We start from the raw sequence: 23,373 nt of genomic DNA, 5'->3' as shown, positions 1-23,373 counted from the left end.
TGTCCCTGCTGGTAAAAAATAGCCTAACAATTCTTTTTCCTGGTCCTTTTCCAATGTTTCTTGTCCGTTTTATTAGGCTGCAAAACAACAACTTTCTCCTAAATCCCCCAATTTTTCAACCTGATCCCAGACTGTATACCAGCGAAACGGCCTCATTCAGTCGGGCGGTTCGAACTCCAAGGGTATATCGAACCAATTATTTCCCGCTTTTGTACAATGTCACCGTATAGGCGCTCCAAGTTCATCGGGTTTTGCAATCCTGAATTTAAAAGGCCGTCGAAGTCTACAGGTGTTTGTGTTGAACTGGCCAGTTTCCCAATAGCTTTTCGATTTAATAATAATGCGTTTCATTTAAATAAGCGACTAATATTTTACTTCACACTTTTGAGAATATATTGAGTCTATCTCTGCCTTTTGTATTCTCCGCTCATGAAATAGTTGCTCGTACTTTTCAGATTCGTTACTTTCTATTTTGACTTGAACTACATTAATTCCGAATTTTTCAGGAGGAGTTGCCGGGAAAGATGTATAAACAAATAAAGTATCCTTTTCAATTTTATAATATATCGTTGGATCAAGCACCCTAAAATAAAAGTCCTCGCTTTCTTTTAGCCCGACACATAAGTCTTCTTTCATGCTCAAAAAATAAGCGCAGTACTAAGTCCCTTTACTATACGATGGAAATATAGCTTGCCTTGAGAGGTTTCCAAAGTTTGACTACCTGCCTTCGCAGAAAGATCCAAATCGTTGCAAAACGAATTACTAATAATGATTGCCATCAAAATCAAATTCAACAATTTCATATCTTTTTTAATGATCCATGAAATAAGGAAAGACCAGCAGTATTTAGTCTATCTGCAACGACATTATAACCAACTAAATAATTTCCCGTAGAGATTGCGGTAGCAACTTACGATTAAGACGTTATGCGCCTGAGCTTTAGTTGTCAACCTCTTCTTGTCCTTAACTGATCGAAAATATATTGCATATTCGCCAAGGCACTTGCACTGATTGTGGTATGTAGATATTCAGTAAGGTAGAAATTGATTAACGTCAGGCGTATCTTATTATTTCCGTAAATTGATTCGTCAACATCCAGATGTTATTCCAATAATTTACATTAGGTGACCAAAATGGTTGATTCATATTGCTTGCATACATGGAATAGTAAAGCCTTAAGCCTCTATCTGGATTATCGATTGGCGCGGTTCCATTGGGATCATCGGAACGAATGCCTCTGAAGGAGTTAACCTGTACGGGCAGCGTGTTCGCTATTTTTGCTGTTTTGCGGCTGTCACATGTAATACATGAGTTTTGTTCAGCTGCTTTTTTACATGATATTGCCATCAGAATCGCAGGCAGAAGCCAGCACATTACTCTTTTCATAGATAAGTGATATAGTTTAAGAAATAGATTTTCATAGTTATCCGAATAAAGCTGCTTACATTACGCTGCAATCCCTATCCAGGTAAAGAGAAACAATTGTTTCTCCATTGGTTGGGAGCGCAAACCAGGATTCGCTAAAAAGTAGTGTAGAAATTAAAACCTGTTCACAATGGGCAGAATCACTCTGCATTCGGAGGTATAAAAGGGCTATCCGTGTAATGATTAGTTTTGAATGCATATAATATGCGTTACGCGAAACCGATTAGTTAACAAAAATGAGCAAACGATTTCACGCAGCAAAGAAGAGTTTTACAGACGTGCTGTTTAGCCAATAGGCTTGTAGATTTAGCCGATAACTGTGTAAATGACTGCTTTAAAATCGAAAGAAATCAGGCGGTTAAAAGACTAAAAGAAAGCAAATAATAATACACTTGTATGAAAGTTACATTTTGTGTTCCTTGTTGTTATTAAGCACGTTGTGCTAATATTGAAAATGAAGCATTTGAATCCGATTAGCTGCCTATGCAAATGTGAGTTCGTGCTTAAATATCGAGCATATCATTCTCCAAACACTCGACTTGACAGCTATTCTACCCGTTCGGTAACGGGATCAGGTTTTTCACCAAGAAATTCTACCCAGGTCTTCTTTATGCAAGGATAATGTTTGGCGGCTTCAGCAAGATTCATGAAAGCAATGAGATTGCTTTCAAACCTTTTGGCGGTTGTAGCATCTTTTAATGCACCCTCATCTGTAAATTCTTTATGCGCCATAGCTAATGAAAACATATCTGGAAAAACCCTAGCACCAAGATGCTCAAGAGGAATCCTGAGCGCCCACAGCCCGCGATTACCACCAACCATGGAAGGGGAAGCAGACATCAATAAGGCATGCCGTTCATTGAACGGTTGTGGGCGAAACCGTGAAACCCAGTCAATCACATTTTTCAAAACTCCAGGCACTGAACCGTTATATTCCGGGGAAGAAATGATGAATGCATCGTTTGCCAAAAGCCGTTTCCTGAATTCAGTTGCACCAGTCGGAGTCGCAGTAGTTTCCAAATCCTGGTTGAAAGAAGGACAGTCAAATTCACTCATGCTTGCAAGATCCACTTTACCATTATTCTTCTCTATTATGTTTGCGGCTAAATTAATTAAACGCGTATTATACGACTCCTTTCTTAACGATGCCGAAAAAAGAAGGAAGTTCATCTTCTCCGTTTGACGAAAATGTTGTTGATCCATTTTTACGCTCATTTGATAAATTCAATAATATAATGTCCATTTTCCAGCCTATGTGAGAGAAAGGCAGAAATTGAATTCTTAAGGTACAACTTTCGGAGATGCTTTCAAACCATTACCTGTCTTTTGTAGCTCTGCCTGGAAGCGCATCTTTTCAGTCTGCATGGCCGGGCTTAATATCAACCATTAGAGCCATAATTAATTGACAATCAAAAATCGATCATTTTTGCGAAGCAACAGAATGGGCGATTGCAGAATAGCAGCAAACAAATAAACCCATTTCTTAAACCAGTTTAAGCAGACAAATAACTCTTGTGTGGAACTTTGTAGATATAAAATGTTTAATTTATGATAAAGTCAATCAAGCATCGTTTAGATGTGTGGAAAGAAGAACCATTATACTGGGAGCAAATCGCTGCCATGGATCAAAGGCTGTATGGTTCTTCAATACCCAGATCATTGATAGAGCTGATCAAGATCAGGGTTTCTCAAATCAACAAATGTGTTTTTTGTATAGATTATCATACCCATGAAGCTTTAAAAACAGGAGAGCTGCCGCGCAGGATCTTTGCGCTTTCCGCATGGGAAGAAAGTGTGCTCTTTAATGAAATTGAAAAAACGGCCCTTCGTCTGGCAGAGGAAATAACACATATTTCAGTACATGGCGTTTCTGATGAAACTTATGAAAAGCTAAAAGCGCATTTTAACACAAAGGAAATAGCCGATCTAATTGTACTGGTATGTCATATCAATTTTATGAACCGGGTGGGTATTTCTACGAAAACAATACCCGTTTAATGTGACGTTATGTAATTTTTAATGGGTTAAAATAACAAGTTATGACAACAAAGATGCCTAAAACTGTCGCCGGTATTAAAATACCTGACAGTATTATTGCCCGTCAGGCTACGGAATTATTGCTCGAACATGGAAGCGAATTTTTGTATAACCATTCCTTGCGTACGTTTTTATTTGCTTCTTTAAATGGCGAGCAAAGAAAGTTCATGTATGATCCTGAACTCTTGTATGTCAGCGCGGCTTTTCATGATCTGGGGCTTACTTCATATTACGGTAGTCCGGATAAATGTTTTGAGGTAGACGGGGCGAATGCAGCCCGTGAATTTCTCAAAAGCCATGGAATGCCGAAGCAAACATTACAGCTCGTATGGGATGCTATTGCCTTGCATACGATACCTGGGGTTGCGCCCCATAAGGAGGCAGAAGTTGCATTATTAAATTATGGTGTGGCTCTGGATGTTGTTGGCAGGGGATATGACCAGTTGTCTGCAGAAAACAGGGAAGAAATCGTTAGAGAATTTCCACGCTGACTTTAAGAAGAAGATTATTCCTACATTTTTTCAAGGGTTCAAACACAAACCTGAAACCACTTATGGTACGATCAATGCCGACATCTGTGCCTTCATGATACCGAATTTTGAAAGAAAGAACTTCTGCGACGCTATTGTTCATTGGCCATGGAGCGAGTAACCTGTGCCAATCAGACCAGGGGATACTGCGGCACGTCCTTTTAATGCAACTTATTTATCTGCGGTCATCCCCTTTCTTAGTTTTCTTTCGTTTCCACTAATAACAATGATGTTACTATACATTTGGATATTTGTAACAGCTATGTTCTCAGGCAGCCCATTACTTGATATTTCCCAGTTCTGAGCTTCTGTATTTCTTCTGTATACACCGTCCCATTGTGCTGCTAAAAGTGTGTTGCCGGTTTTAATCACATCAAATGTATACAATTGAGCAGGTAATCCGGCTTGCATACTATGCCAGGTTTGTCCCTTGTCAAAAGATGAAAATAGCTCATTATACACCATTGCATAGATTGCCTTATTGTCTGAACTGATGTTATGCAAAGCGCCATTTAATAAGATTTTCCTCCACTCTTTTTTCCCGATTGGTGAGGCAAAGGCACCTTGATTTGTAGCAATGTAAATACTTCCATCAAAAGTTGTTATACCATTAACTTGTAGCGCCGTATTTCCATATTCTAATTCCCATTGATTGAGCAAGTCGTTATAGGAATAAAGCCCCGAATTCGTTGCTGCGTAGAGCCTATTTTTTATTTCGGCAAGTTTTCGGATTGTCAGGTTATCCAGACCAATATTTAGTTTTGTCCAGCTTTTTCCTTCGTCCTTCGTCCGGAAAATACCTCCTAACTGTGTGCCTACATATATGTGGTCTTTAAAGAACAGTAAAGCACCCATATTATTTTCTATTAATTGTTTGTCGGTGCCAATATTAAGCCACTTGTCTTCCTGTGTATTGAAAAAGTACAATCCACTATCTTTTGAGATAAGTGCAAGTTTGTTTCCCGAAACGGCAATTCCACCCAAACCAATATTAACTGTTGATGGCAATCCTGAGCTTTTGTCATGCCAGGTTAATCCGTTATCATAAGAAAAATAGACCACGCCACTCGAATAGTTGATTAACCGAAAATCATTGTACAAAAGGGATTTTGTATTTTTTCCGGTTTGTCCAAAACAAACGCTTAGGATAATTAAAACCACTACAACCAAATGTCTTGGTGCTGCTGGCAGTTCCATACTCTATTTGTTTAAAAGGATGTCAATTAATCAACTTCATAGACTAAAGTTAAATCACTCCTTCCTTAACTCCATGTTCGCGGGTCCCATTTATCTTGTTTAATCCCTCAATGACTTTTTTTGTATCATTGCAACTACTTCAACTTCCGTTGATGCAATTTTGGGTATTCCTGGACTTCATAGATTATGGTTTTGATTGGTTTAAAGTTGACGGTCAAATTACATATAACGCATATCGGATCCGGCATTCGCTTTTCCTCTGCCTGGTAGGTTTCATAAATTCGGATAGTGCATGGATGAATATCACTTTCTTTTGCTCCGCAACGTGAAAAGGTGAAAAACACTTTTCTATGGATCATTATAAAATGTTACCTTGGAACTAACTGAAACGGTCACCCCGGTAAAAAGACCGTATAACATCATGGCCTACATGTATTTTATTCCATACTCTCAGTTTAGACTTTGATTATTTTAAATCCTATCTGAAAGCAAACAATGTTTTCACTATCATTAACCATAAACTTTGCATTATGAAAAAAACCATTCTGCTTCGAGCCACGGTCTTTTTATTCTTTGCAATCACCTTCATCCAAACCATGTATGCGCAAAACGTACGAAAATTTATGTTTGACAAGAATGGTGATACGCTGCATTTCCTGGAATACCGGCCTTCAGGCCACAGCATCGCAGGCAATACCCACAAGTATCCTATGATCATATTTCTTCATGGCATAGGAGAACGTAGTAATAATGGTGCAGACCTTTTTGACATTGACAACTTCGGACCGGCCCGTCAGGTAGCCATTGGCAATATCATGAAATATACCTGGGCCGGAGTTACCGATACCTTTATTGTTCTGTCACCCATGAGCAGGACAAGCCGCCCCGGTGATGCCAGCATAGGGCATTGGTATACTGACTACGTGGACTCTATTATAGCCTATGCGAAACGAACTTTAAAAGTAGATACTAACCGGATTTACCTTACTGGTTTAAGTATGGGTGGAGGAGGCACCCAGCATTATTTATCCATGGCACCGGGCAATGCTAAAAAACTGGCGGCTGCAGCACCCATTTGCTCGCCTTCTCACTACGCCATTCCTGGCTATGCACCAAGTGGTCAATTTGAATCGTATGTCCGCGCCGCGAATTTACCTTACTGGGCCTTTCATGCAAAGGATGATTCAATAGCTCCTTATCGTTCAGATGAAGCAGCAGTGGAGCGCATAAATGGGGTTCACCCTTCCAACCCACTCCCTCCACCTGCTGTAAAGGCATTGATGACGCTCTGGCAAACCGGCGGACATAATGTATGGGGCCGTGTCTATGACAGCAGCCTTGCCACAGGCGGATATGAAGGTATCGTCAATATCTACGAATGGTTTCTGGGCCAAAATAAAAGTCTTGCGGTAAATGTATTACCCCTCGCTAATGCAGGCAGCGATTACAGCATTCATGCAAACCCCGGAATGACCAGGCTAACTGGGGCGGCATCCACTGATGCAGATGGCAGCATTGTCCGGTATGTATGGAAAGTAGTCAGCAAACCCGCCGGTGCGAACATTTCTTTTACAAGTGCTTTTGGCCCCAGTAGTCAAACCGATGTTACAGGTCTCACTGTAACGGGGCAATATAAATTTGAGCTGAATGTTGTTGATAACAGGGCGTCCATCGACAAAGACACCATTATTATCACCGTAGTGGCGGGCACTAATACTCCACCAGTAGCGAGTGCAGGAACCGACAAGGTAATCACTTTGCCAACGAACGCAGTGCAGGTAAGCAGCAGTGCATCTACAGATACAGACGGATTCATTGCCGGACGCCTCTGGAGTTTCATTGATGGGCCCGGAACTTATACGATCTCGAATCAATTTGTAACATCTCCTACAATCTCCAATCTCGTAGCTGGTGTATACCGTTTCCAGGTTCAGGTCAGGGACAACGAGCTTACGTATGACTGGGATACCGTAACGATCACGGTTAATTCTTCAGCATTTGCAGTGCGGCTTTCCGATGAAACTGTTGCGAACGATAATTCGAAGCTTAAAACATTAACAATTTCCAGTTATCCCAATCCTGCACAAAAGCTGGTCAACCTAAGACTGAGTGGTAAGGAAACCGGACAGTTAACGATCAGGGTGTATGACGTGAATGGAGCACTCATCAGAAACGAATCTTCTAACAAACAGGGAGCATTATTCCAGAAGAGCGTTAATGTCGCCGGTTTAAAGACGGGGTTATATTACGTTGAGATAAAACTAAACGGGAAAAGATATACCACCACATTTATAAAAGAATAAACCCATCCCTTAAAATGGATTGCATCCACCATGCGATGCAATCCATTTTGCTTTCTCAGAAGCCATCAGCAAACATTAGTTCGCTGCCAATTCTATGATATGCAACGTGTAAACGAATGAAACACCTTCGGATCCCGTATTATTTTTAAGTATTCAGTTTTGTCAGCAGGATTTGGCTACAACAATGAGTGATTCAGCTACATCGGCGCATTCTCCATACTTCAACTTTGTGGTAATCATTAACAATTAAATGTTTTAAAAATGAGCACTAAAAAAGTATGGTTTGTTACCGGAGCATCCAAAGGTCTTGGCTTAAGCCTCGTGAAAAGACTGCTGAATGAAGGCTATAAAGTAGCAGCTACCTCAAGAACTGTGGAAAGCCTGAAAAAAGAAGTTGGATCTTCCGAAAACTTTCTTCCCCTGGAAGTAAATGTAGTAGACGAAAAAAGTGTAAACGACGGCATTACAAAGACGCTTGCCGTATTCGGAAGCATAGACGTTGTCGTCAACAATGCAGGTTACGGTCAATTGGGAACCCTGGAAGAGCTGAGCGACAAGGAGTCCCGTGAAAACTTTGATGCCAATATATTCGGGTTACTGAATGTTATCAGAAATGTTATGCCTCATTTTCGCAACAAAAGGTCAGGGCAATTTATTAACATCTCTTCTATTGCGGGATTTGAAGGCCAATTTCCGGGCTGGGGTATTTACAACGCCACTAAATTTGCGGTTGCCGGATTAAGCGAAGCTTTGGCAGCGGAGACGAAATCTATGGGAATTACCACTACGGTTGTTTATCCTGGCTATTTCAAAACCAATTTTTTGCTTAAGGGATCGCTGCGCTTCGCCGAAAAACCGATCGCAGATTATAAGGAAGCCAGGGAACTTGACCGGGCACATATTGAAGATATTCCTGGCAACCAGCCGGGCGATCCGGAAAAGGCTGCGCTTGCCTTTATTAAACTAGCGGAAAGTCAAAATCCGCCACTACATTTCTTTATGGGTAGCGACTCGTACGGAATGGCGAACAATAAAATGGAAGCGTTAAAAAATGAGCTGAGCGCCAATGAAGCATTAAGTAAGTCAACAGATTATTAATTTAGCTAAACAAGATAGAGCTAATAAAAACCAGCTCTATCTTTATTATACTTATGAAAAAGAAAGCCATTCATACATTCAATACCATCAGCGAATTTCATAAGATAAGTAATTTGCCAAAACCCGAACATCCGTTGGTAAGCCTGGTGGATTATGGGTTGGTTGAATACCAGACCGACGAAAAGGAAATCAGCTGGGTGCAAAACTTTTATTCAATCGGATTGAAACGGAACATTCAGGGCAAGTTCCGTTATGGGCAGCAACAGTACGATTTTGATGAGGGACTGATGTCATTTGTTGCACCGGGACAGGTAGTTCACCTAACCATCGAAAAACAAAAAGAAAGGCCGACAGGCATACTGCTGTTTATCGATCCGGAATTTTTATGGAATACGCCGTTAACTACAAAGATCAAACAATACGAGTTTTTTGGCTACGGGGTCAATGAGGCATTATTTATGTCTGAGAAAGAAGAGACCATTATCACGGAACTGATGCAACAAATTCAGCGGGAATATCATTCCAACATCGATAAATTCAGTCAGAGCATTATCATTGCTCAAATTGAACTGCTCCTCAATTATTGCGAACGATTTTATCAAAGACAGTTCATTACCCGTAAAAAAAGCAGCCACCAGATACTGGAAAGGCTGGAGAAAATACTAGATGATTGCTTTAATAGTGATGATCTGATTGAGAAAGGCTTACCCAGTGCGCAGCAGATCGCGGGCTTATTGAATGTGTCACCTAACTACCTCGGCAGTTTATTAAAGTCCTTAACAGGACAATCGACACAACATCACATTCACAATAAACTCATCGATAAAGCCAAAGAAAAATTATCCACGACCAATCTGTCGGTAAGCGAAATAGCTTATGAACTTGGCTTTGAACACTCACAATCGTTCAGCAAACTGTTCAAGAGCAAAACCAATCTATCCCCGTTGGAGTTCCGGCAATCATTCAATTAAAAATGTGGTTCTTGATGGATAGTCGAGGGTTGAATGTGGGATACCGTACCTATTAAAGTGACTGCGCCCAATTGCCCTTTTTAGCGATCACTTATTCATCGACAGTAGCAGAACTCACATATACGGCTTCATCTCATCTTCAATATCCTGCCGCAAGGCCATTAACTTCTTCGCATAATGCTCCATTTCAATAGCAGCGGGTGTTTCTGGTACCCATTTGGGAACAGGCACTGTTTTGCCATTATCATCCACCGCCGCGAATACCATCACACAATGAGTGGTTTTTACCTTGTCTTTACGACGTGGGTTGCCAGCCTGCACATTGATCGCGATATGCATACTGGAGTTACCCGTATAAATGATAGTAGCCGTAATCTCCACCATATCCCCAATAGAAATGGGTTTGAAGAAACGGATACCACCCACATATACGGTGACACAATATTGTCCGCTCCAATTGGCTGCACAGGCATAACCTGCCTGGTCAATCCATTTCATTACAGCGCCTCCATGTACTTTACCGCCAAAATTAACGTCAGAAGGTTCCGCCAGGAAGCGGAGCGTTACAGAATTGCTGGCACTTTCAATCATCCAATCAGATTTTGACAGGCAAATTAAAGCTCTTCCTGCTTGTTTGCAACTACCAACCCATTAATTATGTTAAGGGACGGCTGCCAATTGTTTGAATTTTACAAAAAGCTGTTTGTTTCTCGTTAACACCACCCCTGTTTGCCTGATAACTTTGCCTCAACAAAAATTATCAATTATGAACACAGCAAAAGAAAAGATTGAAAATACAACAACCATCGAGCAAACAAAGGAATACATTGGTATGTGGGTGACGGCAGATGGTTATATCCGGCATGAATTGTTGCCAAACAACAGATATGATGAAGCAAGAGGCAGCCGCAAGAGCGCCTACCAGGGAAGCTATTGGATAAAAGGCAATCACATTGATTACAAAGACGATACCGGCTTTACAGCAGATGGTGAATTTATCAATGGCGTATTATACCATGCCGGTATGGTGCTGTATAAACAGTCGTAAAGTAAAATTGCATATTTGCGCTAGGTATTATACTATGAGGCCCTGGTTGTTTTTCCGACAATTATCATATTGTTTTACGCTAAATACCCATAAGCAGGTATGAACTCATTGCCCAAACAAATAAATCCGGAAATCTTTTCAGATCTTCTTAGAGAATGATCCGAATTATTATATCTTTGATTCATCAGAGAGGACAACGTGGATGCATTTCCGCCTTGTCCTTTTTTTATACCCCTAAAATCACATCCAACCTATACAGCGAAGGACGCATATAGCCTGGATGAAAAAATCCGTCAAATGAAAGCGCACGTGCTTATCACATTCCTATTCCTATGTATTCACTGCAGTGCCCAGGGACCCCATCACATGCTCCTGGCTAATCGTCTCCCTACTGACAGCAGCAGTAAAACGAGTATGGGCCAGCGCATCTACAATGATACTATTTCGGCGCACCCCTCAACGTCATATACCCAACTGATCTATCAAAAAAGGGAACACATAAAAGCAGCCCCCGGCACTAAGTCCGTTCTATTCAACAAAACGGGCCAAAAATTATACGCCATGAACCTCGAGGGCATGAGCATCTATGAATTTGACCAGGCCAGCAGAATGATACAACGGGAATTTAAATTCAAACCCACGGAAGGTACCGGCTGGGATTATGAAACCAATAAACCCATGCCAAGCTTTGAGGAAAAGCCGGTAGAGGCCTGCCTCAGTCATGACGACAAATTACTTTGGGTTTCGCTGCATAATGCGGCAAGCATTGTACCTATTCCTACAGAACCGCTCAGTGCTTACAAGACAGACAGCTCCACTAAAAAATGGAAACGAAAAAAGGTCTATATAGAATATACCGGTTCTACGATCAAAGATTCAATACAGGTACCGGTTGTTGCTACAGGCCTTACCCCAAAAATTATTGCCCGTACGGCAGACAGCAAACATCTGCTGGTAAGCAACTGGCATTCCCATAGCGTGAGCGTGTTAGCTACAGATACTGCAGCCTTCCCCTATGCGAAAACGGTGAACACCCTTCCGGTTTCTGCCATTCCAAGAGGGATTGTGGTAGATGACCAGCGGAAAAGATCCTATGTAGCCATCATGGGCGGTGCCAGCATTGCTGTCATAAACAATGATACCTGGGTTAAGGAATCGGAGATCCCCGTTGCATCCAATCCACGTCATATCGTATTAGCCAATAATGGCCGGCTGTTGGTCTCTTACAACAGGCTGGCGAGAATTGCCTGTATTGATCCCATAAGCGGCAAAACATTGTTTACCGCCGCTACCCCAGCACAACCCCGTACCATTGCGCTTTCTAAGAACAACAAGTTCTTATTTGTAACCTGCTATAGCAGCGACAAAGTAGAAGTGTTCAAGATTAATGATAACAGCTTCACCCGGCTGGCGTCTCTTTCCTGCAAAGGGCACCCTGTAGGTGTGGATATTTTCGAAGACGACAACAAACTGGAAGCCTGGGTATGTAGTTACAATAATGGAACGATCAATATATTTTCTTTTGCAAAAAAATAAACGGACGATTGCTGCCATGTGTTAAGTCAAACTGTGCGTTGCTGGCGCTGATACCAGCTCAGCGCTTCTTTTTCATGTTGCTTTACCCAGGCAGCTTTTTCATCGTTATAAGCCAGTGAGTCATTCCTATGAAGCTGTGCTGCCCGCCTTTTTTCGGCTTCGTAGGCCCGGGCAATGGCCGCATGCGCTTTCAGATAATCCCTGAATGCCAAATGGCGTGTAATGGCCTCAAATCCTTTTTCAAAAAAATGAAGGTGGATCAAACGTTTACCTGCCGGGTTCGTATAAGTACAGAAACGCCGGCCTTTTATCCCAAACTCACCGTGCCATTTATATCCCAGTTCCTCAATCTGCTTTCTTTGATCATCCAGTAATACAAGGCTGTTTACAATAGGGATCAGGTCGATAACCGGTTTTGCAGCCAGCCCCGGGACAGACGTAGAACCGATATGCTCAACAGCGTTGCAATTCTCCCCCAGTGAATTTTTTAGTTGAACTGAAATCTCCTGCGCCATTTTCTGCCAATCCGGATTATAGGTCTCAATTTCAACATGATGTGGTGTTATACCTGCTTCTTCAGCTGAAAATTTATAGCTCATATCAATAAAATTATAAAATGCCGCTTAATGATCAATATAATGAATGTATTGCACTGGCCGCCATTCATTGATAGCCATTATTCGTAAGACCGGCAAAAAAACGCTGTAAAGCAATAAAGCCGTATTTTGCAATGATTTCAATCGTTCATATTAGAATCACATTAAAAAATTGAAATGGCCAAAAAGCTGGATCTGTTCAAAGCCTTTTTTAATAGTGAAAAAGCAGGAGGTTTTGTTTTAATTGCCTGCACATGCGCTTCTCTTCTTATTTCGAATACCCAATTTGCCAGCGGTTACACCGATTTCTGGCATACCAAATTAAGCGTACCATTTCTCCCCCTCACATTCAGCATCGAACATTGGATAAACGATGGCTTAATGACCATCTTCTTTCTGCTTATAGGATTGGAAATTGAACGGGAGCTATATGTAGGGGAACTGTCGATACTTAAAAATGCTTTGCTTCCCATATTTGCAGCGATCGGTGGAATGGTCGTTCCCGCTTTGATCCATTTTTCATTGAATGCAGGTACCGTTACACAAAGTGGTTTTGGCATTCCCATGGCTACTGATATCGCATTTGCGTTAGGTATTCTATCGCTGGCGGGCCGCTCAGTGCCGGTTTCCCTGAAAGTTTTTCTTACCGCACTGGCCATCATAGACGACCTGGGCGCCATTACCGTCATAGCCCTGTTTTATACGAAAGGCTTTTCATGGATGTACTTTGCAGGCGCCATGCTTTTGTTTCTGTTGCTTTTTATTTTGGGCAAGAAGAAAATAAACAACCTGTTTATTTATCTATTAGGAGGCGTTGTATTATGGTACTTGATGCTTAAGTCAGGTGTACATGCCACCATTGCAGGCGTACTGCTGGCTTTTGCGATCCCCTTTCATAAAGACGATTCAAAGAACATCTCTTATAAATTGCAGCATTTTTTACATTTACCTGTCGCCTTCATCATTCTTCCCATTTTTGCCCTGGCAAATACCGCCATCGTGTTTCCCAAAGATCTTGTCTCCGGCTTTTCAAGCAATAACTCCCTGGGGATATTTCTCGGTTTGTTTGCAGGTAAGTTTATTGGCATCTTCCTCTTCTCTTTTTTGTCGGTAAAAGCAAAGCTCACCTCTCTTTCAAATACGATCAGCTGGCTCTCCCTGGCCGGTGTGGCATTTTTAGGGGGCATTGGTTTCACGATGAGTATTTTCATTACCAATCTGGCTTTTGACGATGTAACGATCATTAACAATTCCAAGATCGCCATCCTTGTGGGCTCCCTCCTCGCTTCGGTCACCGGCATTGTAGTGCTTAAACGGAAACACAGATAAAGCAGGTCATTGGCCGGCTGGCATAATTATGGTATTACAAATACTAAAATTATTAGTACATGCAAACCAATAATAACAACAACAATACTAATAAAGGAAATGCGATCAAAGATCCTGACAACTGGACAACCGGCAACGAACCGATGACAGAGGCGCAACGATCTTACTTACATACCCTGGCGGGTGAAGCGGGGGTGGAAATCGATGAGAACATGACAAAAGCCGAAGCGTCGAAGAAAATTGAAGAGTTGCAGGAACTTACCGGCAGAGGCAAGGAAGACCAGGATCGTAGCTAATTCATTTTCAGCACAGCCAGCCCGCGTGGCCGCAAGGTATTAGGCACGGGTAATTGAACCGGTTCATCCCATTCCTGTAAGCCAAAGCCTTCAACAATACGCAATACGTGCAAATAATTATAATTGGCGAGATTCGAATCCAGATTGGCGTGTTGGGAAACCACATACAACAACTGGTCATTGCTGCTGGTAGCCAATGAAACGCATTGACTAGTGGTATATGTACCGAAATATCCGTTGTAGGACGGTCCGCTTTGCTTGAGCGTGAGCTCGGCTGTTTTGCGCGGGCTGCGGGCATTGGTTATATCGAACATGCTTACGGAATTGTCGATGGTGTTGGCAGTGAATAACTGGTTATTCATATTGTTTGAGCAAAATCGGCTGCAGCCAGGCCGGGCATAGGCATTACCCGCATGCGTTAATGCTCCCGTGCTCGTGTTCATATCGTAGAAACTGAATTGGGCCGAGAACGGAAAGGCCACATACAATACATTTTGCCGCCAGCTCTGACATAAGCCCAGGGCTCCCGGCAGATCGGCCTCGAAAGCCGGTGCATCATGTCCGGCTTTTAAAACCCCATCGCTGCCAATAGAGAAAAGATTCATACGCACGGCTGGTGGTACATAATCAAATCCCCAGGCATTTGTACCATAAACAAAAGCGCCGGTGCGCGACACGAACACCTGTCCGGGCGAGATACCATCGCGCACTTCAAATTTGCTCACCTGCTGCAGCGATCCATCGCCTCTTAAAGCGAAAACAGAATAGTTCGGAGCCGATGATGATGGCAGTACAGGATGATTGCTTTTATTCAGCACGATCACATATTGTTGCCAAATGTCGATGCTTACAGGGGTTTCGCCACCTGAAGGAAAGGGAGCGCCGGGTACCAGTTTTAAAGTACCGTCTGACTGGATGGCAAACACCGAGATCGTATTATCACCCGAGTTAACGGTCAGCAGGAACCGTTTATCATTCGATAACCGTACTTCCTGATCTGAATTAAAGGAACCGGCATTTTCACTATTGGGTATGCCGGCGCCGCCCGTATAAAAGGGACCTTCTTTCATCAGCACCGGGTGGCCATCCTGGTACACCCGGTAGCCGATAATGGCATTCTGTCCTTTTTGATAATTATTTGTCTGGATGTAGATTATATCGGAAATATTCCCGGCAATATGCTCTTCACCGGGTTTATAGCTGCCACTATATTCATTCAACGCATTCTTATCACAGGCAACCAGTAAACAGATGATAGCCCATAGGGCGGCATGCACAGATGCCGGGATTTGCTTGTACATAGGCGTGATTGCTTTTATTAAGCTATCCCCGAACCTACAATTTAGATACCAACATCAGAAAATAGCGCCTGCAAGCACATATTTCGTCAATGAGCACCAGCCAATACCGTTCGTCCGTAGAATTTTTTACCCGTTCTTCATGCAAATTGCATTGGCTATATTTGCTAAACCCCCTGCCGATACAATCTCCAGTACCAATAGGATATTCAATTGAAAATTTTTCAAAAAGCCAAACGACAATGCCGCGTCATAAAAAAAACATAAAACTGCTGATCATTTCCGTTTTCTGCTGTATAAACATCATTAAAGCACAACTGCAAAAAGGCACTACCATGTGGGGAGGCAATCTTCTCGGCGGGTATATTCAAACGGATAATGCCGGCGAGTTAAGTGTATTTTTGTCACCTAAAGTGGCCCGGTTCATCGGGAACGGATTGGCGCTGGGCGCTTATGCCAACCTCGGTTTGGCCCGCTCTTACCAAGTAGCTATCGAATGGACCTACCAGGCGGGTGTTTTGGGCCGTTATTATTTTGGAAAGAACGCGGAGAATGTATCAGGGAATGGCCGCTTATTCGCAGAGGGCAATGCAGGTTATGGCGGAACTACCATTGCGGAGATCTCTTCTTCGGGTATCAACCTGGGCATTGGCCCGGGCTTCGCTTATTTTATCAGGGAGAATGCATCCGTTGAAGGCATCATAAAATATGATGCGTTTCTCAGGTCAGGCAATGAAGACGCCATCAACGAGATCAGGTTTGGTTTGGGTTTTCAGCTCTATCTATCGCCCCGTAAGCAAAAACGGATGAAGCAAACTTCATCTGCATTTTAACTTATTATCCTCATTTACGTGTATGAAAAACAAATACATTTTATTCGGGATGCTGCATCTACTGCTGTTGTTCAGCGCTTCCTCCTGTAAAAAGAAAGATACGGCGGTAACCGGCTCACTTGCACAATCGCCGCGTGTGGTAAAAGAAGGCCTGGAATTTCCCTGGGAAATAATCTGGGGTGACGATGATCATATCTGGATGACGGAAAGAACCGGCAGGATCTCCCGCATCGATCCAGACGATGGAAATACAGTGTTCAGTTTCACGATCGATGAGGTGCAGGCCATGGGCGAAGGCGGACTGCTTGGTATGGCGCTGCATCCTTCCTTTTCCACCAATGGTTTCCTCTATGTTGTATACAACTATGAAAGCCCCGCTGGTTACAAAGAAAAGCTTGTACGTTATACGTTTAACAACAATTCGCTGGCCGATCCCCTGGTATTACTGGATGGCATACCTGCTGCCGGGCTTCACAACGGTTCCCGGTTATGGATCACCGATGAAGCTGCGCCCAAGATCTTTATGACTACCGGCGAAGCAGGCGAGCAGGCATCCGCGCAAAAAACGAATACGTTGAGTGGAAAGGTGCTGCGCCTGAATATAGATGGAAGCATTCCGGCAGATAATCCGTTCCCGAATGATCCGGTATGGAGTTATGGGCACCGCAATCCCCAGGGCCTGGTGATGGCCAATAACCTGCTTTATTCCTCCGAACATGGGCCCGGTGTGGAAGACGAGATCAACATTATTGAAAAGGGCCGCAATTACGGCTGGCCGATTGTGTTAGGTCCCTGCGATGTTGATGAGGGACGCTTTTGTAAAGAGGCAAATGTAAAAACGCCTTTATGGAGCAGCGGTAGAGGCACCATTGCGGCCTCGGGACTGGAATACTATGGTAAAGATCTGATACCGGCATGGAAAAACTCCCTGTTAATGGCCACCCTGAAGGATGAAACCTTATGGCAGTTCCAGTTGGATGCCACCGGGCAACATGTAATGAAGGTGGCTATTTATTTAAGGGGCAGCTTTGGAAGGCTGCGGGACATCTGCATTTCGCCCCAGGGAAAAGTATATATCTGTACGTCCAATGGCAATAATGACAAGCTGATCGAGATCAGCGGATAATTCATCACATAATCGCGCTTCAGAGCCGGCTTACGGTTTTCTCCGCATCCACTGGTACATTCCTGCGAAGTTCGTAACTTAGGAGTATGATGATCTACGAACAGACTATGATGCAGGAGCTGCAGCTTTGGCAGCGGAAGATGATGCGGAAGCCCGGGATCATGAACAGGCTTTCCAAATCAGCGCAGGACAAGATCAACAGCCTGATACCGGAAAAAGTGCATCAGGCCATTACAGTGGCGATCAAACAAATGATCCGTGGTGTTTTGTTCGGCGCCAGATGGACGACCCGCAATAAAAAAATGCTGCTTTCTTTAGAAGAGGGCGACCAGCTCGTTGAAGAAAAGATCAGGTTATACCGCAATACCGCTGCTGTGGAAGGCGCGGTCACCGGGGCCGGCGGGCTCCTGCTGGGCCTGGCCGATTTCCCCCTTTTAATTGCCATCAAGATCAAATTGCTTTTCGAGATCGCAGCTACCTACGGTTATCCGGTGAACAATTATAAAGAACGCGTGTTCATTTTGCATATTTTCCAGCTTGCATTCTCTTCAGCCAAACACAGAAGAAATGTATTTCTATCCATGAAGGACTGGGATGAAAAATCGAAACACCTGCCAGAAGACATTCACCAGTTCGAATGGCGGCCTTTCCAGCAGGAATACCGGGATTATATCGACCTGGCTAAAATGGCGCAATTAATACCCGTTATAGGCGCACCGGTGGGCGCCCTGGTAAATTACAGGCTGATCCGTAAACTGGGTTATACCGCGAAAATGGCTTATCATATGCGCTGGGCCGAAGCAAGGCATTTGATCTGATAGACTCTGCAGTTTGCGCCAAGCTTCTAACGGATACAAGCAGGTTTACTTTGCCACGGCGATCTTAACCTTCTTATTCTTGATCTTTTCGTCTTTGATCAAATGCAGGGTATGGTTTGCTTTGGATTTACGCACGGCCACAAATGAAAAGAAGTCCTTTACTTCGATCAGGCCGATATCCTCTTTTTTCAGCTGACCTTTATTGGTGAAGAAACCTACAATGTCCACCTTGTTCACTTTGTCTTTTTTACCCGCTGAAATAAATAAAGTGGTCCAGTCCGGTTTCCTGGGCACTACAGGTGTGTCGGGCAGCTGGATAAGATCCGGTGCTGGCGTAATATATTCAGGAAGTCTTTCATGCGGCGCCAGTATTAAAATCGCTGTTCCGCTCGCTTCCATGCGCGCCGTACGACCATTGCGGTGCGTGAAAGATTCTTCTGAGTTGGGAAGCTGGTAGTGTACTATGTAACGGATATTCGGAATATCGAGCCCACGGGCAGCCAGATCGGTGCAGATCAAAACATTTGCGCTGCCATTCCTGAATTTGCACAAAGCGGCGTCCCGTTCCTGCTGCTCCATGGCGCCATGATAAAATACATTCACAATGCCATTCTCTTTCAGATAGGCGCTCGCCTCCTCTACAAATTCGCGTTGGTTGCAAAATACAATGGTAGAACGGTTGCCCAATGCACAGATCAACCTGAATAAAGTGTTGGATTTATCCTTATCATCGCTCCAAACCATTTGAACCGTGAGGGCGGCAGCCTTTTCACCTGTTAAGAAATTAAGTTTCACAGGCTGTTGCAAGCCGACAAACGCCGGCACCTCCAGGGCTTCTGTAGCAGAAGTAAGCATCCTTTTCTTCAGCGCCGGCAGTGAGCCGATAATAAAAGACATTTCTTCTTCAAAACCCTGTTCAAGCGATTTATCAAACTCATCCAGCACAAGGGTCTCAATATGGTTGGTGATAATATTACCGCGCCGGATATGATCGGCCAGGCGGCCCGGTGTGCCCACGATCAGCGCAGGCGCCTGCTTCAGGTTATTTTCCTCAGTTTCCCGTAGATGACCGCCATAACAACAGGTGATCTTAAAACCGGTTCCCATTCTTTTAAACACCTGTTCAATTTGCAGGGCCAGTTCTCGCGAAGGCACAATAATCATTGCCTGGGTAAACTTCTTGTGTTTATCCAAGAGTTGTGCAACCGGCAGCAGGAAGGCAAGCGTTTTACCGGAGCCGGTATCTGCGAGCAATATTATTTCATTTTCGGTTTTATTGGCTTTTAGGGATGCTTCCTGCATGGCATTCAATGCCTCGATCTGTAAATTGCTAAGCGAGTCCTCAATGGAAAAGGAAGATTTGTGCATTTGGCAAAAGTACGGTATTCTGCGTACGCAGCAGCTTTCCCTCGCGCTGCCTACATTTGCATAGAACAATTCTTTAACGATGGAACTATTATTCAGCAACATCCAACGGCATATATCACTTTCTGAAGAGGATAAACATATTATAAGTTCTTTCTGGACCATTAAACGGCTGAACCGGGGTGAACATTTGCTGTCAGCAGGGTCGGTTTGCAGGTATGATGCTTTTGTGCTGGAAGGAAGCCTGAAAGGGTATATTACCGACGCTGACACAGGCAGGGAGGAAATCGTATTCCTGGCCGTTGCAGACTGGTGGGCTTCTGACCTGGAGAGCTTTCATACCCAGCATGCCAGCAGTTTGAATATTACCGCTATTACGCCGGCAACCGTAGCGCTGATCAGCCTTCCGGCATTCAATGAACTGCTTGAAAAGCTGCCCAAACTGGAAAAGTATTTCCGCATCATACTTCAATACCATGTCACGGCCCTGTTAAGACGCATTTATTACCGCAATGCGCACGACGCAAAGAGCCGGTACAAAACATTCCTGCAACAATACCCCGCTTTACAGGAACAAATTCCGCAATACCTCATTGCGTCTTACCTGGGTATTTCTGCTGAAATGCTGAGTAAGATCAGGGCCCAAAAAGACCTTTGACCATTTCTTGAACCAGTTCAAGATTTTTCAATCAGGCCTTGCGGAGATTTGCTGGTAATAAAAAAGCGAACTATGAAAATATTAAACGTACAATCCAGCGCCAGCATAGAGCGTTCACTCAGCAGAAAACTTTCAGCCCATTTTCTGAACGGTCTTCAACAACGCATTGATCATTTTGACATCGAAGAACTGGACCTTGTTAAAAACCCGCCCCCACTGATGACGCCCGATTGGATCGCAGGCGCCTTCTCGAAAAGCGAACTTACCGAACAACAACGATTGGCTTTAGCGCGATCAGATGAATATATCCGGCAGATCGTGGAAGCCGACCTCATCGTGATCGGTACCCCTATGTACAATTATGGAATGCCTGCGGCCCTCAAGGCCTGGTTCGATCAGATCGCCCGGATCAATAAAACATTTTCCTTCGACCTTTCCCGCGGCGATTTTCCAATAGCCCCTATATTAAATGGAAAGAAACTGATCTTGTTCACATCCTGCGGCGAATTTGATTTTCAGAAAGGGGGCGCCCGGGAAGCGCATAATCATTTGGTTCCCCATATTAAAAGCTGTGCACATTACCTGGGTGTAGATGCTGAAAAAGATTTTTACCATATTGGTATTGAATACCAGGAATTCAGGGATAACAGACACGAACAATCCAAAAGCAAAGCATTTGAAGCCATCCCGGATCTAATTAACCACGTTTTAAGTGATTACGCGGTGTTAAAAAAAGCTGTAAATTCCACACTAAAGCCAGCTACATGAGAAATATCTTTATATTACCAATAGCTGCTACCTTAGTGGCCTTTAATCAACCATCCCCTACTATGGATACTTTTAAATGGCCGGGAGGCATACAGGCTCCTGTGGCGGAAAAAGAAGCTAAAGTGTTTGTGGCGCATGGCGATCAGCGTATCGATAATTATTACTGGCTGAACCAGCGTGAGAATCCGAAAGTACTGAGTTATCTGAATGCAGAGAATGCTTACCTGGATACCGTAATGAGTGGCACAAAAGAACTCCGGGAAAAACTTTTCCAGGAAATGAAAAGCCGCATCAAGGAAAAAGACGAATCCCTGCCTTATAAAGACAATGGTTACTGGTATTATACCCGCTATGAGGAAGGCAAACAGTATCCCGTTTTCTGCCGCAAAAAAGAAAGCCTGGAAGCGCCCGAAGAGATTTTGCTCGACCAGAATATCATGGCCGAAGGTTTTAAATATTATTCCATTGGCGGGCGGGCCGTCAGCGATAACAATGAGCTGCTGGCCTTCACCGTAGATTCTGTAAGCAGAAGGCTTTATGGCCTGCAGGTAAAGAACCTCGTAACAGGTGCCATCTATCCCGAGACCATTCCCAATGTGGAAGGCAATTATATTGTTTGGGCTGCCGATAATAAAACTATTTTCTATGTTAAGAAGGATGTGACCACCCTGCTCGGTTACCAGGTGTGGCGGCATGAACTGGGTACCGATCCGGCTAAAGATGTGATGGTGTTCGAAGAAAAAGACAATCGTTTCTACATTGGCGTATACCGCACCAAGTCGAAGAAATATATCAGCATCTTTTCCAACATGAACCAGGTATCCACTGAATTTCGCTTACTGGAAGCGGCGCAGCCTACCGGGTTATTTAAGATCTTTGAACCGCGGAAAGAGAACTTCCAATACAGCATTGAACATTTCGATGACAGGTTTTATGTTCTCACCGACTGGGACGCGCCGAACTTCCGCCTGATGCAAACCCCGGAAGCAAAAACAGGTAAAAAGAACTGGAAAGAAGTGATAGCGCACCGCAAGGATGTATATATTTCGAACATGCTGGTATTTAAGAACCACCTGGTACTGGGAGAAGTGAAAGACGCCCTCAACCAACTTCGGGTCATCGATCAAACCAGTAAAGAAGATTATTATATTTCCTTTCCGGAAACCGTTTTTGCCGCTTTCCAGCACATCAACCCTGATTACAATACCAATCTCCTTCGCTTTTCTTATACGTCCATGACCACGCCCGGCTCCATTTATGATTTCAATATGGATACCAGGGAACGTGTGTTAAAAAAACAAACGGAAGTGCTGGGTGGATTCAAACAGGAAGATTATGCGGCTGAACGCTTATGGGCCACCGTCAGGGACGGCGTTAAAGTGCCCATTTCACTGGTATATAAAAAGGGGATGAAAAAAGATGGCAGCAACCCTTTGTTATTGTATGCATATGGTTCCTACGGCGCCAGTATGTCGCCTGGTTTTAACAGTAATATCATCAGCCTGCTCGACCGGGGTTTTATCTATGCCATTGCGCATGTGCGGGGCGGACAGGAATTGGGCCGCCATTGGTACGACCAGGGGCATATGTTCAATAAGAAGAATACCTTTTACGATTTTATCGATTGCGGCGAATTTCTGATCAAAGAGCAATATACTTCGAAAGAACACCTCTATGCCCAGGGAGGCAGCGCCGGCGGATTGCTGATGGGCGCCATCGTGAATATGCGCCCCGACCTATGGAACGGCGTGATCGCTGATGTGCCTTTCGTTGATGTGATCACCACCATGTCGGACCCCAGCATACCGCTGACCACCGGTGAATACAAAGAATGGGGCAACCCGGCCGTGAAGGAAGAGTATTCTTATATGAAGTCCTATTCTCCCTATGATAATGTAGAAAAAAAGGCTTATCCCAATATGCTGGTAACAACCGGACTGCACGATTCGCAGGTACAGTATTTTGAGCCCGCCAAATGGGTGGCCAAATTGCGGGAACTGAAAACCGATAACAATAAATTGCTGTTCAAGATCAATATGGATGCAGGCCATGGCGGCGCTTCAGGCCGTTTTGATTATCTGAAAGACAAGGCCTGGCAATATGCATTCCTGCTGGCACTGGAGGGAAAGCTGGAGTGATGA

23 protein-coding genes are annotated in these 23,373 nt (G+C 43.7%); 15 read left to right on the top strand and 8 right to left on the bottom strand.

The genetic code is table 11. The features are described 5' to 3' along the window. Nucleotides 1-363: 363 nt before the first annotated feature. The 3 genes from JT717_RS25395 to JT717_RS25385 all read right to left on the bottom strand — a co-directional run bounded on the left by JT717_RS25395 (nucleotide 364) and on the right by JT717_RS25385 (nucleotide 2,628). On the bottom strand, nucleotides 364-636 hold the full coding sequence (locus JT717_RS25395) for a hypothetical protein (RefSeq protein ID WP_205513944.1): 273 nt from the start codon (nucleotides 634-636) through the stop codon (nucleotides 364-366). Nucleotides 637-1,053: 417 nt separating this feature from the next. Continuing rightward, nucleotides 1,054-1,386, bottom strand: coding sequence for a hypothetical protein (locus JT717_RS25390; RefSeq protein WP_205513943.1), 333 nt, complete (start codon nucleotides 1,384-1,386; stop codon nucleotides 1,054-1,056). Nucleotides 1,387-1,971: 585 nt separating this feature from the next. Beyond that, on the bottom strand, nucleotides 1,972-2,628 hold the full coding sequence (locus JT717_RS25385) for an NADPH-dependent FMN reductase (RefSeq protein ID WP_205513941.1): 657 nt from the start codon (nucleotides 2,626-2,628) through the stop codon (nucleotides 1,972-1,974). Between the two features lie 345 nt (nucleotides 2,629-2,973). Between JT717_RS25385 and JT717_RS25380 the strand changes: the two genes are divergently transcribed. Both JT717_RS25380 and JT717_RS25375 read left to right on the top strand, forming a co-directional pair. Further along, complete coding sequence (locus tag JT717_RS25380) at nucleotides 2,974-3,423, top strand: carboxymuconolactone decarboxylase family protein (RefSeq protein ID WP_205513939.1); 450 nt, start codon at nucleotides 2,974-2,976, stop codon at nucleotides 3,421-3,423. Nucleotides 3,424-3,464: 41 nt separating this feature from the next. Further along, complete coding sequence (locus tag JT717_RS25375; RefSeq protein ID WP_205513937.1) at nucleotides 3,465-3,953, top strand: HD domain-containing protein; 489 nt, start codon at nucleotides 3,465-3,467, stop codon at nucleotides 3,951-3,953. A gap of 210 nt (nucleotides 3,954-4,163) precedes the next feature. Here JT717_RS25375 and JT717_RS25370 read toward each other — a convergent pair whose 3' ends face one another. Further along, nucleotides 4,164-5,189, bottom strand: coding sequence for a WD40/YVTN/BNR-like repeat-containing protein (locus JT717_RS25370; RefSeq protein ID WP_205513935.1), 1,026 nt, complete (start codon nucleotides 5,187-5,189; stop codon nucleotides 4,164-4,166). Between the two features lie 530 nt (nucleotides 5,190-5,719). Here JT717_RS25370 and JT717_RS25365 point away from each other — a divergent pair. From JT717_RS25365 to JT717_RS25355, 3 genes are all read left to right on the top strand, one after another. Next, nucleotides 5,720-7,492, top strand: a complete 1,773-nt coding sequence (locus tag JT717_RS25365) for a PKD domain-containing protein (RefSeq protein ID WP_205513933.1) — start codon at nucleotides 5,720-5,722, stop codon at nucleotides 7,490-7,492. 261 nt (nucleotides 7,493-7,753) lie between these two features. Further along, nucleotides 7,754-8,590: an SDR family NAD(P)-dependent oxidoreductase gene (locus tag JT717_RS25360; RefSeq protein WP_205513931.1), complete on the top strand. Its 837-nt coding sequence runs from the start codon at nucleotides 7,754-7,756 to the stop codon at nucleotides 8,588-8,590. 53 nt (nucleotides 8,591-8,643) lie between these two features. Next, nucleotides 8,644-9,561: a helix-turn-helix domain-containing protein gene (locus JT717_RS25355; RefSeq protein WP_205513923.1), complete on the top strand. Its 918-nt coding sequence runs from the start codon at nucleotides 8,644-8,646 to the stop codon at nucleotides 9,559-9,561. A 114-nt stretch (nucleotides 9,562-9,675) separates the two neighbouring features. Here the strand turns inward: JT717_RS25355 and JT717_RS25350 are convergent, their stop codons facing one another. Next, complete coding sequence (locus JT717_RS25350) at nucleotides 9,676-10,152, bottom strand: acyl-CoA thioesterase (RefSeq protein ID WP_205513921.1); 477 nt, start codon at nucleotides 10,150-10,152, stop codon at nucleotides 9,676-9,678. A 175-nt stretch (nucleotides 10,153-10,327) separates the two neighbouring features. On the opposite strand from JT717_RS25350, the gene JT717_RS25345 reads away from it, so the two are divergent. Further along, nucleotides 10,328-10,609, top strand: a complete 282-nt coding sequence (locus tag JT717_RS25345) for an Atu4866 domain-containing protein (RefSeq protein ID WP_240348422.1) — start codon at nucleotides 10,328-10,330, stop codon at nucleotides 10,607-10,609. Between the two features lie 297 nt (nucleotides 10,610-10,906). Continuing rightward, nucleotides 10,907-12,145 carry a YncE family protein gene (locus JT717_RS25340; RefSeq protein WP_205513919.1) on the top strand — a complete coding sequence of 413 codons (1,239 nt, stop codon included), beginning with the start codon at nucleotides 10,907-10,909 and terminating at the stop codon, nucleotides 12,143-12,145. A gap of 26 nt (nucleotides 12,146-12,171) precedes the next feature. On the opposite strand, the gene JT717_RS25335 is transcribed toward JT717_RS25340, so the two are convergent. Continuing rightward, on the bottom strand, nucleotides 12,172-12,744 hold the full coding sequence (locus tag JT717_RS25335; protein WP_205513918.1) for a GrpB family protein: 573 nt from the start codon (nucleotides 12,742-12,744) through the stop codon (nucleotides 12,172-12,174). A 174-nt stretch (nucleotides 12,745-12,918) separates the two neighbouring features. Here JT717_RS25335 and nhaA point away from each other — a divergent pair, with 174 nt between their 5' ends. Next, on the top strand, nucleotides 12,919-14,070 hold the full coding sequence (gene nhaA / locus JT717_RS25330) for a Na+/H+ antiporter NhaA (protein ID WP_205513916.1): 1,152 nt from the start codon (nucleotides 12,919-12,921) through the stop codon (nucleotides 14,068-14,070). A gap of 59 nt (nucleotides 14,071-14,129) precedes the next feature. Further along, nucleotides 14,130-14,366, top strand: a complete 237-nt coding sequence (locus tag JT717_RS25325; RefSeq protein WP_205513914.1) for a DUF3072 domain-containing protein — start codon at nucleotides 14,130-14,132, stop codon at nucleotides 14,364-14,366. Here JT717_RS25325 and JT717_RS25320 read toward each other — a convergent pair. Further along, a complete protein-coding gene (locus tag JT717_RS25320; protein ID WP_205513912.1) occupies nucleotides 14,363-15,667 on the bottom strand; it encodes a beta-propeller fold lactonase family protein in 1,305 nt (434 codons plus the stop codon). The two genes, JT717_RS25325 and JT717_RS25320, sit on opposite strands and share 4 nt — an antisense overlap. Before the next feature lie 239 nt (nucleotides 15,668-15,906). On the opposite strand from JT717_RS25320, the gene JT717_RS25315 reads away from it, so the two are divergent. From JT717_RS25315 to JT717_RS25305, 3 genes are all read left to right on the top strand, one after another. After that, nucleotides 15,907-16,497 (top strand): hypothetical protein, encoded by a 591-nt coding sequence (locus JT717_RS25315; RefSeq protein ID WP_205513910.1) that lies wholly within the window; start codon nucleotides 15,907-15,909, stop codon nucleotides 16,495-16,497. 22 nt (nucleotides 16,498-16,519) lie between these two features. Then, nucleotides 16,520-17,623: a PQQ-dependent sugar dehydrogenase gene (locus JT717_RS25310; protein WP_205513908.1), complete on the top strand. Its 1,104-nt coding sequence runs from the start codon at nucleotides 16,520-16,522 to the stop codon at nucleotides 17,621-17,623. 86 nt (nucleotides 17,624-17,709) lie between these two features. Then, on the top strand, nucleotides 17,710-18,441 hold the full coding sequence (locus JT717_RS25305) for an EcsC family protein (RefSeq protein ID WP_205513906.1): 732 nt from the start codon (nucleotides 17,710-17,712) through the stop codon (nucleotides 18,439-18,441). Nucleotides 18,442-18,486: 45 nt separating this feature from the next. On the opposite strand, the gene JT717_RS25300 is transcribed toward JT717_RS25305, so the two are convergent. Then, a complete protein-coding gene (locus JT717_RS25300) occupies nucleotides 18,487-19,809 on the bottom strand; it encodes a DEAD/DEAH box helicase (RefSeq protein WP_205513904.1) in 1,323 nt (440 codons plus the stop codon). Nucleotides 19,810-19,888: 79 nt separating this feature from the next. On the opposite strand from JT717_RS25300, the gene JT717_RS25295 reads away from it, so the two are divergent. The 3 genes from JT717_RS25295 to JT717_RS25285 all read left to right on the top strand — a co-directional run bounded on the left by JT717_RS25295 (nucleotide 19,889) and on the right by JT717_RS25285 (nucleotide 23,370). Then, nucleotides 19,889-20,464, top strand: coding sequence for a Crp/Fnr family transcriptional regulator (locus tag JT717_RS25295; protein WP_205513903.1), 576 nt, complete (start codon nucleotides 19,889-19,891; stop codon nucleotides 20,462-20,464). Nucleotides 20,465-20,536: 72 nt separating this feature from the next. After that, nucleotides 20,537-21,232, top strand: coding sequence for an FMN-dependent NADH-azoreductase (locus JT717_RS25290; protein ID WP_205513901.1), 696 nt, complete (start codon nucleotides 20,537-20,539; stop codon nucleotides 21,230-21,232). Next, nucleotides 21,229-23,370: a S9 family peptidase gene (locus tag JT717_RS25285; RefSeq protein ID WP_240348420.1), complete on the top strand. Its 2,142-nt coding sequence runs from the start codon at nucleotides 21,229-21,231 to the stop codon at nucleotides 23,368-23,370. Before JT717_RS25290 ends, JT717_RS25285 begins: the two co-directional genes overlap by 4 nt. Nucleotides 23,371-23,373: the final 3 nt, after the last annotated feature.

Origin of the sequence: Longitalea arenae (assembly GCF_016924755.1) — a bacterium.
GTDB lineage: Bacteria > Bacteroidota > Bacteroidia > Chitinophagales > Chitinophagaceae > Niastella > Niastella arenae.
The sequence above is the reverse complement of the archived record's forward strand: the minus strand, read 5'-3'. Positions and strand labels throughout refer to the sequence as shown.

Coding starts and splice junctions, on each gene's coding strand:
- JT717_RS25365 (WP_205513933.1), top strand. CDS start 5,720: ATGAAAAAAACCATTCTGCTTCGAGCCACGGTCTTTTTATTCTTTGCA.
- JT717_RS25395 (WP_205513944.1), bottom strand. CDS start 636: ATGAAAGAAGACTTATGTGTCGGGCTAAAAGAAAGCGAGGACTTTTAT.
- JT717_RS25345 (WP_240348422.1), top strand. CDS start 10,328: ATGAACACAGCAAAAGAAAAGATTGAAAATACAACAACCATCGAGCAA.
- JT717_RS25355 (WP_205513923.1), top strand. CDS start 8,644: ATGAAAAAGAAAGCCATTCATACATTCAATACCATCAGCGAATTTCAT.
- JT717_RS25350 (WP_205513921.1), bottom strand. CDS start 10,152: ATGATTGAAAGTGCCAGCAATTCTGTAACGCTCCGCTTCCTGGCGGAA.
- JT717_RS25315 (WP_205513910.1), top strand. CDS start 15,907: ATGCCGCGTCATAAAAAAAACATAAAACTGCTGATCATTTCCGTTTTC.
- JT717_RS25380 (WP_205513939.1), top strand. CDS start 2,974: ATGATAAAGTCAATCAAGCATCGTTTAGATGTGTGGAAAGAAGAACCA.
- JT717_RS25390 (WP_205513943.1), bottom strand. CDS start 1,386: ATGAAAAGAGTAATGTGCTGGCTTCTGCCTGCGATTCTGATGGCAATA.
- JT717_RS25340 (WP_205513919.1), top strand. CDS start 10,907: ATGAAAGCGCACGTGCTTATCACATTCCTATTCCTATGTATTCACTGC.
- JT717_RS25305 (WP_205513906.1), top strand. CDS start 17,710: ATGATGATCTACGAACAGACTATGATGCAGGAGCTGCAGCTTTGGCAG.
- JT717_RS25285 (WP_240348420.1), top strand. CDS start 21,229: ATGAGAAATATCTTTATATTACCAATAGCTGCTACCTTAGTGGCCTTT.
- nhaA (WP_205513916.1), top strand. CDS start 12,919: ATGGCCAAAAAGCTGGATCTGTTCAAAGCCTTTTTTAATAGTGAAAAA.
- JT717_RS25320 (WP_205513912.1), bottom strand. CDS start 15,667: ATGTACAAGCAAATCCCGGCATCTGTGCATGCCGCCCTATGGGCTATC.
- JT717_RS25360 (WP_205513931.1), top strand. CDS start 7,754: ATGAGCACTAAAAAAGTATGGTTTGTTACCGGAGCATCCAAAGGTCTT.
- JT717_RS25290 (WP_205513901.1), top strand. CDS start 20,537: ATGAAAATATTAAACGTACAATCCAGCGCCAGCATAGAGCGTTCACTC.
- JT717_RS25375 (WP_205513937.1), top strand. CDS start 3,465: ATGACAACAAAGATGCCTAAAACTGTCGCCGGTATTAAAATACCTGAC.
- JT717_RS25385 (WP_205513941.1), bottom strand. CDS start 2,628: ATGGATCAACAACATTTTCGTCAAACGGAGAAGATGAACTTCCTTCTT.
- JT717_RS25300 (WP_205513904.1), bottom strand. CDS start 19,809: ATGCACAAATCTTCCTTTTCCATTGAGGACTCGCTTAGCAATTTACAG.
- JT717_RS25370 (WP_205513935.1), bottom strand. CDS start 5,189: ATGGAACTGCCAGCAGCACCAAGACATTTGGTTGTAGTGGTTTTAATT.
- JT717_RS25325 (WP_205513914.1), top strand. CDS start 14,130: ATGCAAACCAATAATAACAACAACAATACTAATAAAGGAAATGCGATC.
- JT717_RS25310 (WP_205513908.1), top strand. CDS start 16,520: ATGAAAAACAAATACATTTTATTCGGGATGCTGCATCTACTGCTGTTG.
- JT717_RS25295 (WP_205513903.1), top strand. CDS start 19,889: ATGGAACTATTATTCAGCAACATCCAACGGCATATATCACTTTCTGAA.
- JT717_RS25335 (WP_205513918.1), bottom strand. CDS start 12,744: ATGAGCTATAAATTTTCAGCTGAAGAAGCAGGTATAACACCACATCAT.